Genomic DNA, 14,697 nt, shown 5'->3' with positions numbered 1-14,697 from the left:
AATGACCTTAAAAGAAGAATGTGGGGTTATAGGAGTTATAGTTTTTAGTGAAAGATATGCAAGTTTTTTGGCTTATAGAGGATTGTTAAAATTACAACATAGAGGTCAAGAAAGCGCGGGAATTGTAACTTTTTCTAGTGAAGGACATCATATTCATAAGAATTTTGGTCTTGTTTCTCAAGTGTTTGATGAATTATCTCTTAAAAACTTAAAGGGAAAAATTGCTGTTGGACATGTTAGATATTCTACTTCTGGTAAGAAATCACCTCAAAGTATTCAGCCCTTTGTAGTGAATCTTCCCAGGTATGGATATATGGCTCTCGCACATAATGGTCATATATCTAATGCTAATTCTTTAAGAAGAAGCTTGGAAAGAGAAGGGATAATATTTCAAAGTGATTCAGATACTGAGGTTATATTACATTTAACAGCTAAATCAAAAAAACAAAGTTTACAGGAAAAACTTGAAGAGGTTCTAAATCAAGTTGAAGGAAGTTACTCTTTGATAGTTGGAACTCACGAAGGTGTTTATGCAATCAGAGATCCATCAGGATTTAGACCACTTTTTATGGGAAGACTCCAAGATGGAGGAGTTATTTTTGCATCTGAAACATCAGCTTTAAAAGATTTACCTATAATAGAAATTAAAGAATTGAATCCTGGCGGATGGGTTTTTTTCAGTAAAGATGGAAATGTTTTTAATTATAGATCATTTCAAGATAGACCCTCCAGATTTTGCTTGTTTGAATTTATATATTTTTCAAGGCCAGATAGTCTCTATGATGATAAAACGGTTTATTATTATAGAAAACAAATGGGAAGAATATTAGCAAAAGAAGCTCCTGTATCTGCAGATTGGGTCGTTCCTGTTCCTGATTCAGGTATTCCTGCTGCTATTGGGTATAGTGAGGAATCAGGTATACCTCTACAGATGCTTCTCATGAGAAGCCATTATGTAGGCAGAACGTTTATACAACCAAGGCAAAAGGAAAGAGAATTGGCAGTAAGAATGAAATTTTTGTTTGTTAGCGATTTAATTAAAGGGAAAAAAATAGTATTGGTAGATGATTCTTTGGTGAGAGGTACTACTGCCAAAATCCTTGCTGAGAAGTTTAGGGAAGAAGGTGCTAAAGAAGTACATCTTAGACTTTCATCACCTCCACTTATTTCTCCTTGCCATTATGGAGTAGATATACCTAATACAAAAGAATTAATAAGTTACCATTACTCTCCTGAGGAGATTGCCCGACTTTTAGGTTTTGATTCTGTTGCTTTTTTAAGTATGGAGGGTTTAGTTAGTATACTTCCAGAAAGGGGTTATTGTGGAGAATGTTTCGGAAGAAAAATAGTAAACAAAGAGAAAAAATTACTTATAGTCTGAGTGGAGTTAATATTTCTAAAGTAGAAAAAGCATTACAAGAGGTTAGAGAGGAGATAGAATCTACCCATCAAGCATATGTATTACCTTATTGGAACGGTTTTTCCAGTGTTTTAGAATTGGATTTTAAGCTATTTAAGAATCCTTTATTCTTACTTAGTACTGACGGAGTAGGAACTAAGTTGAGTCTTGCAGTTAAATATCGTAAGTTTTCAGGTATAGGTTTTGATTTAGTAGCTATGAATGTCAATGATATTCTAACCTCTGGTGGTAAACCTTTAGTCTTTTTAGATTATTTTGGTGGATCAAAAATTGATCCAGAGGTCTATAAAGAAATTTTGAAGAGTATTTCTTTAGCTTGTAAGGAAGCAAATTGTAGTTTGGTTGGTGGAGAAACTGCTGAAATGCCTGGTATATATAGAGGTAAGGAGATTGATTTGGTGGGTTTTGTACTTGGAATTGTAGAAAAAGATAATTTACTTCCTAAAAAAGATAAAATGAAGGATGGTAATATTTTAATTGGGGTCAAATCTTCCGGATTTCATAGTAACGGTTATTCTTTAATAAGGTATATTTTGAAGAAAAAGAAAATATCTTTAAAGAAAGATATAGACGGACATAATCTGTTAGAGGAGTTATTAAGACCGACAAAAATATATTCCCCTAAAATTTTGCCTCTCTTAGAGAGATATAGAGAAAATATCCTTGGTATTGCCCATATAACAGGTGGGGGAATTGTAGGTAATCTACCAAGAATTATTCCCGATAATTTAACTGCTATTATTGAATATTCTTGGGAAATTCCATGGATATTTAAATTTTTTATAAAGAAAGGGAATATAAGTATAAAAGAGGCTTTTAGAGTTTTCAATATGGGGATTGGCTTAATTCTTGTGATTTCTGGTAATGAAGAAAAGATATTGAAAGATTTAGATTCTATGGGAGAAGAGAGCTATATTATAGGATCATTAAAATCTGGGAAAGGTGGCGTAAAAATTGAATGGAAAAGAAAAGACTTGGAGTTTTAGTCTCAGGTAGGGGTTCAAACTTACAAGCCCTTATTGATGCTTCAAAAAAAGATGATTATCCAGCAAAGGTAGTAGTTGTTATTAGTAATAAAAAAGAAGCTTATGCTATTGAGAGAGCAAAAAAGGAAAATATTCCCGTTTATGTTGTAAAAAGAGAAGATTACAGGTCTAAAAGGGAATATGAGGAAAAAATAAGAGAAATTCTCCTTGAATATAAAGTAGATTTAGTAGTATTGGCGGGATATATGAAGATTATAGGTAAAACCCTCCTTGAGGCTTTTCCATGGAGAATTATTAATATCCATCCATCTCTTCTTCCCTCCTTTCCAGGATTGGAAGCTCAAAAAAAAGCATGGGAATATGGGGTGAAAATAAGCGGATGTACTGTTCATTTTGTGGATGAGGGTATAGATTCAGGTCCAATAATAGGCCAGAGAGCAGTACTTGTCTATGATGATGATACTCCAGAAACTTTGGCTGAAAGAATATTGCAGGAAGAACATAAATTAATAGTAGAATCCGTCAAAAAAATTCTAACCGAAGAATACGAGATAATAGGAAGAAGAGTAGTATTTAAGAAGAAGGGGGATGAAAATATATGAAAGTGATGGTTATTGGAAGTGGTGGGAGAGAGCATGCCATATGTTGGAAGTTATCCCAAGATAAAAGGGTTGAAAAAATTTATGCTCTTCCTGGGAATGCCGGTATCAGTAGTTTTGCAGAATGTGTACCTATAAAATCTGAAAATATAAATGAGATTGTAAATTTTGCTAAAGAAAATAAAGTTGATTGGACTATCGTAGGGCCTGAAATGCCTCTTTCTATGGGTATTGTAGATAGATTTTTAGAGGAGGGTTTAAGTATATGGGGACCAATTAAAAATCTAGCAATGCTAGAGGCAAGCAAAGCTTTTGCAAAGAAAATTATGGAGAAAGCAAAAATACCTACTGCAGATTTTAAAATATTTGATGATTTTGAATCTGCTAAAAGTTTTTTGGAAAAAGAGCATTATCCTTTAGTAATTAAGGCTGATGGTTTGGCTGCTGGTAAAGGTGTTTTTATTGTTAACTCTCAGAATGAGGCTATAGAAGTCTTGGGTAAGTTATTAAAGGAGGGTATTTTAGGAGAAGCTGGAAGGAGAGTAGTGATTGAAAAATTCCTTGAAGGTAAAGAATTTTCTCTCATTGTAGCTATTAAAGACGGGGAAATCTATGTACTTCCACCAGCTCAAGACTATAAAAGAGTGGGAGAAAGAAACACTGGTCCTAATACTGGAGGTATGGGCTCTTTTGCGCCTGTACCATGGATTAATAGTAGTTTAATAGAGAAAGCTTTAAAATTGATATTTAAGCCATTATTATCTGAACTCGAAGAGAATAATTTAAAATATGAGGGTTTTCTTTATGGGGGATTGATTTTGGTTAATAACGAACCATATGTTTTAGAATTTAATGTTAGGCTCGGAGACCCAGAGGCTCAAGTTATTCTTCCTATTATTGGTTTTTCTTTATTGGATCTTAAAGACGGTAAAAATATCAAAACATATTATGGGTATGAATATTCTGAAAAAAAGGCTGTATGTGTTGTACTTGCATCTAAAGGATATCCAGAAAAGTATGAAGTCGGTAAAGAAATTAATATAAAGGAGACAAAAGAGACAATAATTTTTCATGCAGGAACTTCCTTTAGAAATGGTAAATTGGTTACTTCTGGTGGAAGAGTATTAAATGTGGTAGGTTTAGGTAAATCTTTTAAGGAGGCGAGAGAGAAAGTTTATAAAGATATCCAAAATATCTTTTTTGAGAATATGTATTATAGGAAAGATATTGCCTTAGAAGTAGAAGATATGTAATTTTCAGAAAAAATTTTCAAAAATTATTGACATAGGGGGTTGATTGTATTATATTTAGCGTTGAACAAAATTTTGAGGAAAGGGGTAAAAGGAAGAAGAGATGTTAGGACCGCATTTAGTTTTAGACTTATATGGGTGTCCTAAGGAAAAGTTAGAAGATGTACAATATATCTATGATCTTTTAGATGAACTGCCTGATATGATAGGCATGCAAAAGATTATGCCACCATATGTAATGAGATATGTACCTGAGGATGATCCTTTAGATTGGGGTATCTCAGGAGTGGTGCTTATTGCAGAAAGCCACATCGCAATACATACATGGCCAGATTTAAACTATGCGAGTGTTGATATCTTTTCATGCAAGACCTTCAATATTGATAAGGCTAAAGAAATACTTGAAAAAAAACTTTCACCTGAAAGATCTGATTGGGAAATATTGGTAAGAGGCAGAGATTTTCCAGTCAATCTCTTAAAAAGAGGAAAAAATGGATCAGTATAGACCCCTTCCTTCCTTTGGTGGACTTTCGTCTTTTACTATTGAAGATTCAAGAGTTGTTATTGTTCCTTTTCCTTTGGAAATTACAACTACATATAAAAAGGGGACCCGTGATGGTCCCCTGTCCATTTTATTAGCTTCCTACAATATTGAATTATATGATGAAGAGATTGACGATATTCCTGCTAAAATAGGTATCTATACTTTTCCTGATTTTTTTCTTCCTTTAGGAGACTTAAAGAAAAGTTTGTTAAATATAGAGATGATAGTAAAAGATATTCTTGAAAAGAATAAGTTTCCCATATTTTTAGGTGGCGAACATACAATAACAAAAGGGATTTTAAGGGCTTATCTCAATATGGGTTATAATTTTTCTGTTCTTCATTTTGATGCACATTCAGATCTTAGGGAAGAGTATGAAGGTACTAGGGATAGTCATGCATGTGCACTGAGAGAAGCTTCAGAGAGGCTTAATATTGTTCAGATAGGTATAAGAAGTTTAAGTGAAGGAGAAAGAGAATATATTAAAAAGAAAGCAAATATTAAGGTTTTTTGGGATTTTGATATTCATACAAAGGATTTTAATAGGGTGATCGGAGATATATTAACGAGCATTGAAAATGAAAATGTTTATATTACCTTTGATTTTGATGTGTTTAATCCTTCTGAAATGCCAGCTACAGGTACACCTGAGCCTGGTGGATTATCTTGGTATGAAGTACTGAGTATTTTAAGGGGAATATTTAAAAATAAAAAGATAATAGGAGTAGATTTTGTAGAATTTTCTCCCATTCCTGGACTTAACTATGCAGATTATATAGCAGCGAGATTTATTTATAAAATAATAGGATATTATAAAAAATACAACATGGAGAAAAATAATGGATAAAAAGCGTATTGCATTAGTATTTGGTACAAGACCAGAAGCTATAAAAATGGCTCCTGTAGCATATGCCTTAAGGAATGTTGAGTTTTTTGAACTTCAGATTATCCTTACTGCACAACACAGAGGGCTATTAGATCAAGTTATGGAAATCTTTAAATTAAATTCTGATTACGATTTAAATATAATGCAGGAAAAACAAACCCTTACTCAAATAACTGTAAAGGTACTTGAGGGATTAGATATAATATGGCAAAAAGATACTCCCGATATGGTATTGGTACACGGAGATACAACTACAACCTTTGCAGCCAGTTTAGCCGCTTTTTATAAAAAGATATCCATTGGACATGTAGAAGCTGGTTTAAGAACTTATGATAAATATCAACCATATCCTGAGGAGATGAATAGACATCTTACGGGTGTACTTTCTGATCTACATTTTGCTCCAACAAAGAGAGCAAAAGAAAATTTATTAAAAGAAAATGTACCATTTAACAATATTTTTGTAACTGGTAATACAGTGATTGATGCTCTTTTATTTGTATATAACAACCTTGAAAAATTTGAGGTTAAACTTCCTGTAGAAATTCCCAAAGAGAAATATATTTTAGTTACTTCTCATAGAAGAGAAAACTGGGGAAAACCTTTGGAAAACATTACCTTAGCATTAAAAGAAATCTTGAGTGAATTTAAAGATCTTTACATAGTTTATCCTGTACACCCAAATCCTGTTATAAGAGAAACTGTAAATTCCATATTAGGTAATGAGAGGAAAGCTATTCTTATATCTCCTGTTGATTATGTAACGATGGTATATCTAATAGCAAATTGCAACTTAGTTCTTACAGATTCGGGAGGTCTTCAAGAGGAGGCTCCATCCTTAGGAAAACCTGTATTAGTATTAAGGGAGGTTACTGAGAGACCTGAGGCAGTTGAGGCAGGTACAGTAAAGATAATAGGAACTGATAGGAAAAGAATAGTTGAGGAGGTAAGTAAATTATTAATTAATGAAGACGAGTATAATAAAATGGCAAGAGCTCTAAATCCTTATGGTGACGGAAAGGCAAGTGAAAGAATAAGAGATATTCTTCTTTATTATTTCGGATTTAGCTCCTCTCTTCCAGTAGAGTTTAATCCATGCCATTCATGAGACATTATTTAGACTTTATTTTAGATATAATATTTCCCTCAAAATGTATTTTTTGTGGTAGATATGGATTAGGTTATGTTTGTCCAGAATGTTTTAGTAAATTCAAAATTCCTAATAAATATTGTAGATTTTGCGGAAGACCTCTTACAGGTATTTCAGAAATCTGTTATAATTGTATTAAAGAGAGCCCTATATGGAGTGGATTTGAATTTTTAGGATATTATGATGATATGTGGGAAACAGTAATTAAGAACCTCAAATTTAGAAATAAACCTAATGTGGCTAAATTTATAGCAGATCTTGCTAAGGATAAAATCTTAAGTAAGAAATGGGACATTGATTTTATCACCTATGTGCCATTGAGTAATAAAAGACTTGTGGAGAGGGGTTATAATCAATCAGAGTATTTAGCGTATTTTTTAAGTAAAAGTCTTAAAAAACCATATGGTTCTCTTTTGTCATTAAATAAGGAGATAAAACCACAAAAAACACTTAGTTTAAAGGAAAGGAAGGAAAATGTTAAAGGAGCATTTGGTTTAGTAGAAGAGGTGAAATACTTGCCTTATAGAAATATTTTGATTGTAGATGACGTCTATACCACTGGATCTACAATAAAGGTGTGCGCTTATACCTTAAAAAACAATATAAAAATTTTGGATAAGATTTATGTATTTGTAGCTGTAAGAGCTCTTTTATAAAATTTTCAAGGAGGTTGGATTATGCAGATTAACTTTTCAAGTAAAAATGTGTCTATTTCTCCTAATTTGCAAGAATATGCTGAGAGAAAACTTTCAAAACTATCTCGCTTTTTTGATAATATTGAAAATATAGAGGTTATCTTTTCAGAAGAAGATTGGAAAGATGGTAGTCGAGCTCATAGAGTAGAAGTTACCATTAGGGCAAATGGAAAGATAATAAAAGCATCTGAGGCCAATCAAGATTTTAGAAGTAGTATAGATTTGGTAATTGATAAATTGGAAAAACAACTTAAAAAATATAAAGAAAAAATGATAGACAGAGAAAAGAGGGCTCCTTCTTTGATTGAAATGTTTACAAAAGAGGAAGAAGGAGGAGAGAAAAAGATTGTTAAAGTTAAAAGATTTTCATTGAAACCTATGGATATAGAAGAAGCCATATTGCAAATGGAACTTTTAGGTCATGATTTCTTTGTTTTCATAGATGCAGATACTTATAAAACTTCTATTTTATATAGAAGAAAAGATGGAAATTATGGATTAATTATAACGGACGAAGGAGAATAAGTAAATGAGATGGGATTACTATCTAAATTATTTGATTCTAACAGAAGAACTTTAAAAAGATTAGAAGAATACGTAAAGAGAATTAACGCTTTAGAATCTGAGATAAGTAAATTATCTAATGATGAACTAAAAAGAAAAACATCAGAGTTTAAACAGAGATTAGAAAGGGGTGCTACCCTTGATGATTTATTAGTAGAATCCTTTGCAGTAGTAAGAGAGGTAGCAAAGAGGATTCTTGGGATGAGACACTTTGATGTACAACTAATGGGTGGAATTGTTTTACATCAAGGAAAAATAGCCGAAATGCAAACGGGAGAGGGTAAAACTCTGGTAGCAACCCTCCCTGCCTATTTGAATGCCTTAGAGGGAAAAGGAGTACATATAGTAACAGTTAATGATTATTTGGCTAAAAGGGATAGATATTGGATGGGACCAATTTATGAGTTTTTAGGTTTGAAAGTTGGTCTTTTACAAAATGATACTCCAATTTTAGAAAGGAAAAAAGCTTATTTGGCAGATATTACATATGGTACTAATAATGAGTTTGGATTTGATTATTTAAGAGATAATATAGCATTATCAGCTGATCATTTAGTACAAAGAGAATTAAACTATGCGATTATTGACGAAGTAGATAGTATTCTAATAGATGAAGCAAGAACTCCTCTTATTATTTCAGGTCCAGCTAAGGGAGATAGTCGGGTATATAAGCTTGCGATTAGAACTGCAAGATATTTAAAGAAGGATGAAGATTATACTACTGATGAGAAATCGAGAACGGTGTCTTTAACAGAAGAAGGTTTGAGAAAGGCGGAAAAATTCTTAGGTGTAAAGGATCTATATGATTTTCAAAATATGGATTTAGCTCATGCTCTTCTTCAGTGTTTAAAAGCTCTTAATTTTTATCATAGAGATAGGGATTATATAGTTAAAGACGGAGAGGTGATAATTGTTGACGAATTTACAGGAAGATTAATGTTTGGAAGAAGATATAGTGATGGATTGCATCAAGCTATTGAGGCAAAAGAAGGTGTAAGAATAAGGGAAGAAAATGTTACTTTAGCAACCATCTCTATACAAAATTATTTTAGAATGTATAAGAAGATAGCTGGTATGACGGGAACTGCAGCTACCGAGGAGGAAGAATTTGTTAAGATTTACGGATTAGAGGTAGTTGTCATACCTCCGAATAAACCTTTAAGGAGAACCAATTATCCGGATCTTGTTTTTAAAACAGAAGAAGAAAAAATTGAGGCTGTGGTAAAGGAAATTGAAGAATTATACAAAATTGGAAGGCCTGTGCTTGTAGGTACGACATCTATAGAGAAGTCAGAAAGATTAAGTAAAATGCTTAAAAAGAAGGGGATTCCCCACAATGTATTAAACGCAAAATATCACGAAAAGGAAGCTGAAATTATTGCTAAAGCAGGGCAGAAATATGCAGTAACTATTGCTACGAATATGGCAGGAAGAGGGACAGATATTGTTTTAGGTGAAGGGGTTGCTGAGCTTGGAGGTCTTCATGTTATAGGGACAGAAAGACATGAAAGTAGAAGAATTGATAATCAGTTAAGAGGACGCGCAGGTAGACAGGGAGATCCTGGTTCTTCGAGGTTTTACGTTTCATTGGAAGATGATCTTTTAAGGCTTTTTGGAGGAGATCAGATAAAAGCTTTAATGGATAGATTGGGGATGGAAAAAGGACAACCTATTGAGTCTCCTTTACTTACAAGATTAATAGAAAATAGCCAAGCTAAGGTGGAAAAGTTAAATTTTGAGATAAGAAAACAACTTTTAGAGTATGATGATGTACTTAATAAACAAAGAGAAATAGTTTACTCTGAAAGAAGAAAAATATTAACAATGAATAATTTGGAAGAAATAGTAAAAAAGATTTTAGATAGAGTATTAGAAAGATTCTTTAATCAGATGTCTTCTCAGGAAAAGGAAAGCTGGAAAAATATGTTTCTTGAGGTATTCGGATTTTTACCATCAAATTGGGAAGAGATAATAGCTGGAGATAATTTTGAGACTATTAAACAGAAATTAGAGAAGGCAATTAAAGAAAAATATGAAGAGAGAAAGATGAAATTTGGAGAAGATACCTGGAAAGAAATTGAGAGAATAGTACTTTTATATGTAATTGATAAACTCTGGATAGAGCATCTTAATGATATGGAAGTTCTGAGGGAAGGTATTGGTTTGAGAGCTATTGCTCATCATGATCCTTTAGTAGAATATAAAAAAGAGGCTTATCAAATGTTCCAAGATATGGTAAATACTTTTGATTGGGAAAGTATAAGATACTTATTTAATATCCGTGTTACTGAAGAAACAAAAACAGCAAATCGTGGAAGGAGGAGTTGATTTGGGAGTTTCTGTAGCGGATTTGTTAATATCATATGAAGAAATATTAGAGACTTTCAATAAATTGGGTGGTTATCTTTGACTTAGATAGGATAAAGTCAAGATTAAAGGATTTAGAAAATAAAATTGCAAAGAGTAGCTGGGATGATCCGGAGAAAAATAAAGCCCTTTTAAGTGAATATAACAACTTGCAAAAGGAGTTAAATGATTGGCTTTCAATAGAAAAAGAAATTATTGAATTGAAAGAATGGAAAGATCTTATTGAAGAGGGGGATGAATTTAGAGAGGAGTTTGAAAGGAAATTAAAGGAAATTAGAGAAAAACTTAAAAACTTTGAGATTAATTTAATCCTAAAAGACCCGCATGATAATGCTAATGCTATTCTTTCTCTACATGCAGGGACAGGAGGTACCGATGCTCAAGATTGGACTGAAATTCTTTTGAGGATGTATATAAGATGGGCAGAAAGAAAAGGTTTTAACGTAAAAATATTAGATATATCTCCAGGAGAAGAAGCGGGAATAAAAAGTGCTACTTTGTTAATAGAAGGTGAGAGAGCTTACGGATATCTTAAAGGAGAAAAAGGGGTTCATAGACTTGTAAGGATTTCCCCTTTTGATGCTAATCATAGAAGACATACATCCTTTGCTTTGGTAGAGGTTATTCCTGAAATTCCTGAAAGTAATATTGTTATAAGACCTGAAGATTTAAAAATAGAAACTTTTAGGGCAGGAGGAGCAGGAGGACAACATGTAAATAAAGTTGAATCAGCTGTTAGAATAACCCATATTCCAACTGGTATAGCAGTTCAATGCCAAAACGAGAGATCACAGCATGCCAACAAAGAGATGGCTTTAAGGGTTTTGAGAGCCCGTCTTGAGGAATTGGAAGAAAGGAAAAGAAGAGAACAAATAGCATCTTTAAAAGGAGAAGTACAAGAGATAAGTTGGGGAAATCAAATTAGATCTTATGTATTTCATCCATATACATTAGTAAAAGATCATAGAACTGGTTTGGAGGTGGGTAATGTACAAGCGGTTATTGATGGTGATTTAGATCCTTTTATTGAGGTATATTTATTTAGTGAATGGCAAAGGAAAAAAGGTAAATGAAAAGAGTGCTTCTTTTTGGATACTATGGGGAGGGGAATATTGGTGATGAGCTTCTTTTAAAGAGCTTATTATTATCTTTGAGTACGAATTTTGAGATAGGTGTTTTATCAAAGAAAAAAGATAAAAATTCAAATTATAAGGTTTTTAATAAATTTTCACTCCTTCAAGTATATAAAGCTTTAAAATGGGCAGAAGTTGTTGTTGCAGGTGGAGGAGGTCTTTTTCAAGACAAAACAAGCTTAAAATCTTTTTTTTATTATTTATCTATAGTTTTCTTTGCTTTGCTTTTTAATAAAAAGATATATCTTTTGGGTCAAAGCTTTTCTCCTTTAAGAAATAGAATTGAGGAGAAGCTGTTAGGTTATATATTAACTCAGTGTAACAAAGTCTATGTAAGGGATTCTTTTTCTTATAATTATTTGAAAAAGATAAATGTTCCGGAAGAAAAGATTAAATTATCAACAGATTTAGCCTTTTTATTAGACTTTAATTATAAAAAGGTAGAGGGAAAATATATGGGATTTAATTTAAGAAGATGGAGAAATTATAGTTTGAATGATATATACTCCTTTCTTACTAATTTAGAAGGATTAATAGAAAAAGAGATGATATTTTATGCTTTACATACTGAAGACAAATATCTTTTTGACGAATTAGACAACCATATAAAATCAAAAATTAAATTTATAGAGCTAACGGATGATAATATTGAAGAGTTTTTTCCTATGAATATAATTTTTATTGGAATGAGACTTCATAGTCATATCCTATCTGTACTTTTTGAGATTCCTTTCATTGCAATTTCTTATGATGAGAAGGTTAAAGGTTTTTGTGAAGATATTGGCTGGAAATTTGTAGTTGATGAACTTTCATCTAATAAAATAAAAGATTATGTTACTGAAATTTTGAAGAATTATGATAAATATAAAGAATACTTAAAAAAAGTAAAAATTATGCAAAAAGAGAAAATAATGGAGGACATAGATAACTTTAAGAAAGAAATATGTTAAATGTGGATATTTTAGGGATTAAATTTTCATCCTTAGATGATGATGAATTTAAAAAATTAATACTCTTCTTTATAGAGAGTAATAAATGTAATACTATATTCACTCCAAATGCAGAAATGTTGGTAATAGCTAATGAAAATCCTGAGTTTAAAAAGGTGTTATATGAGTCTGATTTAAATATTCCAGATGGGATTGGTATAACTCTTCTCGCTAAAAGAAAGGGATATTTTATTAGAAAATTCCCGGGTATTGAGGCTATGGAAAAAATTCTTTCTTTAGCAGAAATATATGGATTTCCAATATTTTTTCTTGGAGCAAAAGAGGAAGTTGTTAGGAAATTAGTTGAAAATCTAAAATTAAAATATCCAAATTTATTGGTATCGGGATTTAGAAATGGTTATTTTTCTGATGAAGAAGAGGAAAAAATAATTAAAATGATTAATGAATCTGGAGCAAAGATTTTATTCGTGGCTTTAGGTGCTCCTAAACAAGAATTTTTTATTAGCAAGTATAAAAGGGACTTGAAGGTAAGAATTGCTATGGGGGTTGGAGGTAGTTTTGATGTTCTTTCTGGTGTAAAAAGAAGAGCTCCTTGGATTTTTAGAAAACTTGGGTTAGAATGGTTTTACAGAATTTTACAAGAACCTAAAAGAATTTTTGTAAGGTTTCCAAGACTTCTAAAATTTTTGAGTATATGTACAAAGGGGTAGAATTTATGAAAAAAATTATTGATTTATTGGGAATAACCTTGGGGGCTGTTTTGATAGCTGTAAGTATAGATGTATTTTTAGCTCCTAACAAGCTTGTGGGTGGGGGAGTTAGTGGAATAGCTATTATTCTATACTATATTTTTAGATCTCCTGTTGGTATTACTATGCTTCTTTTAAATATGCCCATATTTGTATTGGGTATTAAGATCCTTGGTTCCTCTTTTGGCTTTAAGACTCTATACGGAACTTTTATACTATCTTTATTTGTAGATCTACTTAATCTTTTCAAATTACCTGTTATAAAAGACCCAATAATTGCGACGGTTTATGGTGGTATATTGGGGGGATTAGGGCTTGGTATAGTATTTAAATACGGAGGATCTACTGGTGGAACAGATATTTTAGCTCAAGTATTTTCTCATTTTACCGGATTAAATCTGGGACAATCATTGTTAATAATAGATGGAATTATAGTTATTTCCGCAGGTTTTATTTTTGACTTTGTTTTGGCTTTATACGCTCTTCTTGTTATTTTTATTCAAGGATATTCCATAGATTTAGTACAACAAGGATTATCATATACTAAAGCTGCTCTTATTTTCTCAGATAGACCAAGGGATATTGGAGAAAAAATTCTCAAAGAATTAGGCAGAGGAGTTACAGTGTTTTATGGTATGGGATTATACACTGGGAAAGAGAGGGAAATTTTATACTGTGTAGTAAGTCAATCAGAAGTTGGTAGATTAAAGGAAATAATTCATAAAAGTGATCCAAAAGCTTTTGTTGTAATAACACCAGCTCATGAAGTATTAGGGGAGGGATTTAAATCTTTCAAACAATGAAAAGAGAAATAATTCTTGCATCTAATTCTCCCAGAAGAAAGGAACTTCTTAAGAGTTTAGGTATTGATTTTAAAGTTTTACCAGTAGAGGTGGAAGAAATAGAAGGGAAAAGAGGTATCTCGCCTGTAGATTTGGTGAAGAAAAATGCTTTAATGAAGGCTCAAAAGGCAGCAGAACTATGCCAAAATGAATATACTTTAATTATTTCAGCTGATACTATTGTGGTATTAGATGGGGAAATTGTTGGTAAACCAAAAGATGAAAAAGATGCTATAAGAATTCTTAAAAGGCTAAGAGGTAAACATCATTATGTTTTTACGGGTATAGTTGTATGGGCAATTCCTGAAAATATACATTATATTTCTTCTGTTAGAAGTAAGGTAAAAATGAGGGATTATTCGGATGAGGAGATAGAAAGATACGTTTCAACAGGTGAACCTATGGATAAAGCTGGTGCTTATGGAATTCAAGGTAAAGGAGCATTATTAATTGAAAAAATAGAAGGTGATTACTATAATATAGTGGGATTACCATTAGTAAGATTGAATTATCTTCTTGATAAATTTGGATATAATCTTTTATGAAATATTATAAAAGAAAG

15 protein-coding genes are annotated in these 14,697 nt (G+C 32.0%); all 15 read left to right on the top strand.

All coding sequences use genetic code 11. The features are described from left to right. Position 1 precedes the first annotated feature (1 nt). The 15 genes from purF to ACY3JO_RS07625 all read left to right on the top strand — a co-directional run bounded on the left by purF (position 2) and on the right by ACY3JO_RS07625 (position 14,680). The gene (gene purF, locus ACY3JO_RS07695) at positions 2-1,381 is read left to right on the top strand and encodes an amidophosphoribosyltransferase (RefSeq protein WP_463084415.1); all 1,380 of its coding nucleotides are present in this window, start codon (positions 2-4) and stop codon (positions 1,379-1,381) included. After that, positions 1,330-2,406, top strand: coding sequence for a phosphoribosylformylglycinamidine cyclo-ligase (purM, locus tag ACY3JO_RS07690; protein ID WP_463084414.1), 1,077 nt, complete (start codon positions 1,330-1,332; stop codon positions 2,404-2,406). Before purF ends, purM begins: the two co-directional genes overlap by 52 nt. After that, positions 2,379-3,008, top strand: coding sequence for a phosphoribosylglycinamide formyltransferase (gene purN, locus ACY3JO_RS07685; RefSeq protein ID WP_463084413.1), 630 nt, complete (start codon positions 2,379-2,381; stop codon positions 3,006-3,008). Before purM ends, purN begins: the two co-directional genes overlap by 28 nt. Next, positions 3,005-4,258: a phosphoribosylamine--glycine ligase gene (purD, locus tag ACY3JO_RS07680; RefSeq protein ID WP_463084412.1), complete on the top strand. Its 1,254-nt coding sequence runs from the start codon at positions 3,005-3,007 to the stop codon at positions 4,256-4,258. The genes purN and purD overlap by 4 nt, the downstream gene beginning before the upstream one ends. Before the next feature lie 100 nt (positions 4,259-4,358). Beyond that, entirely contained in the window at positions 4,359-4,760 is a 402-nt protein-coding gene (gene speD, locus ACY3JO_RS07675) for an adenosylmethionine decarboxylase (protein ID WP_463084411.1), read from the top strand. After that, positions 4,747-5,646: an agmatinase gene (gene speB / locus ACY3JO_RS07670; protein ID WP_463084410.1), complete on the top strand. Its 900-nt coding sequence runs from the start codon at positions 4,747-4,749 to the stop codon at positions 5,644-5,646. Before speD ends, speB begins: the two co-directional genes overlap by 14 nt. Beyond that, positions 5,639-6,793 (top strand): non-hydrolyzing UDP-N-acetylglucosamine 2-epimerase, encoded by a 1,155-nt coding sequence (gene wecB / locus ACY3JO_RS07665; protein WP_463084409.1) that lies wholly within the window; start codon positions 5,639-5,641, stop codon positions 6,791-6,793. The genes speB and wecB overlap by 8 nt, the downstream gene beginning before the upstream one ends. Next, on the top strand, positions 6,781-7,491 hold the full coding sequence (locus ACY3JO_RS07660) for a ComF family protein (protein ID WP_463084408.1): 711 nt from the start codon (positions 6,781-6,783) through the stop codon (positions 7,489-7,491). The genes wecB and ACY3JO_RS07660 overlap by 13 nt, the downstream gene beginning before the upstream one ends. A 21-nt stretch (positions 7,492-7,512) precedes the next feature. After that, the gene (gene hpf / locus ACY3JO_RS07655) at positions 7,513-8,055 is read left to right on the top strand and encodes a ribosome hibernation-promoting factor, HPF/YfiA family (RefSeq protein WP_463084407.1); all 543 of its coding nucleotides are present in this window, start codon (positions 7,513-7,515) and stop codon (positions 8,053-8,055) included. A gap of 9 nt (positions 8,056-8,064) precedes the next feature. After that, a complete protein-coding gene (secA, locus tag ACY3JO_RS07650; protein ID WP_463084406.1) occupies positions 8,065-10,422 on the top strand; it encodes a preprotein translocase subunit SecA in 2,358 nt (785 codons plus the stop codon). 1 nt (position 10,423) lies between these two features. Then, positions 10,424-11,534, top strand: a protein-coding gene (prfB, locus tag ACY3JO_RS07645; RefSeq protein ID WP_463084405.1) for a peptide chain release factor 2 whose coding sequence is annotated in 2 segments (ribosomal slippage) — positions 10,424-10,495 and positions 10,497-11,534 — 1,110 coding nt in all. Because the reading frame shifts where the segments join, the coding sequence is not laid out codon by codon here. Then, the gene (gene csaB, locus ACY3JO_RS07640) at positions 11,531-12,544 is read left to right on the top strand and encodes a polysaccharide pyruvyl transferase CsaB (RefSeq protein ID WP_463084404.1); all 1,014 of its coding nucleotides are present in this window, start codon (positions 11,531-11,533) and stop codon (positions 12,542-12,544) included. The genes prfB and csaB overlap by 4 nt, the downstream gene beginning before the upstream one ends. Continuing rightward, complete coding sequence (locus tag ACY3JO_RS07635) at positions 12,538-13,254, top strand: WecB/TagA/CpsF family glycosyltransferase (protein ID WP_463084403.1); 717 nt, start codon at positions 12,538-12,540, stop codon at positions 13,252-13,254. The genes csaB and ACY3JO_RS07635 overlap by 7 nt, the downstream gene beginning before the upstream one ends. Positions 13,255-13,259: 5 nt before the next feature. Then, positions 13,260-14,096 carry a YitT family protein gene (locus ACY3JO_RS07630; RefSeq protein ID WP_463084402.1) on the top strand — a complete coding sequence of 279 codons (837 nt, stop codon included), beginning with the start codon at positions 13,260-13,262 and terminating at the stop codon, positions 14,094-14,096. Beyond that, positions 14,093-14,680, top strand: coding sequence for a Maf family protein (locus ACY3JO_RS07625; protein ID WP_463084401.1), 588 nt, complete (start codon positions 14,093-14,095; stop codon positions 14,678-14,680). The genes ACY3JO_RS07630 and ACY3JO_RS07625 overlap by 4 nt, the downstream gene beginning before the upstream one ends. Positions 14,681-14,697 lie beyond the last annotated feature (17 nt).

This window comes from Dictyoglomus sp. LHC4, from assembly GCF_055181355.1.
The sequence above is the reverse complement of the archived record's forward strand: the minus strand, read 5'-3'. Positions and strand labels throughout refer to the sequence as shown.

Coding starts and splice junctions, on each gene's coding strand:
- purF (WP_463084415.1), top strand. CDS start 2: ATGACCTTAAAAGAAGAATGTGGGGTTATAGGAGTTATAGTTTTTAGT.
- purM (WP_463084414.1), top strand. CDS start 1,330: ATGTTTCGGAAGAAAAATAGTAAACAAAGAGAAAAAATTACTTATAGT.
- purN (WP_463084413.1), top strand. CDS start 2,379: ATGGAAAAGAAAAGACTTGGAGTTTTAGTCTCAGGTAGGGGTTCAAAC.
- purD (WP_463084412.1), top strand. CDS start 3,005: ATGAAAGTGATGGTTATTGGAAGTGGTGGGAGAGAGCATGCCATATGT.
- speD (WP_463084411.1), top strand. CDS start 4,359: ATGTTAGGACCGCATTTAGTTTTAGACTTATATGGGTGTCCTAAGGAA.
- speB (WP_463084410.1), top strand. CDS start 4,747: ATGGATCAGTATAGACCCCTTCCTTCCTTTGGTGGACTTTCGTCTTTT.
- wecB (WP_463084409.1), top strand. CDS start 5,639: ATGGATAAAAAGCGTATTGCATTAGTATTTGGTACAAGACCAGAAGCT.
- ACY3JO_RS07660 (WP_463084408.1), top strand. CDS start 6,781: ATGCCATTCATGAGACATTATTTAGACTTTATTTTAGATATAATATTT.
- hpf (WP_463084407.1), top strand. CDS start 7,513: ATGCAGATTAACTTTTCAAGTAAAAATGTGTCTATTTCTCCTAATTTG.
- secA (WP_463084406.1), top strand. CDS start 8,065: ATGGGATTACTATCTAAATTATTTGATTCTAACAGAAGAACTTTAAAA.
- csaB (WP_463084404.1), top strand. CDS start 11,531: ATGAAAAGAGTGCTTCTTTTTGGATACTATGGGGAGGGGAATATTGGT.
- ACY3JO_RS07635 (WP_463084403.1), top strand. CDS start 12,538: ATGTTAAATGTGGATATTTTAGGGATTAAATTTTCATCCTTAGATGAT.
- ACY3JO_RS07630 (WP_463084402.1), top strand. CDS start 13,260: ATGAAAAAAATTATTGATTTATTGGGAATAACCTTGGGGGCTGTTTTG.
- ACY3JO_RS07625 (WP_463084401.1), top strand. CDS start 14,093: ATGAAAAGAGAAATAATTCTTGCATCTAATTCTCCCAGAAGAAAGGAA.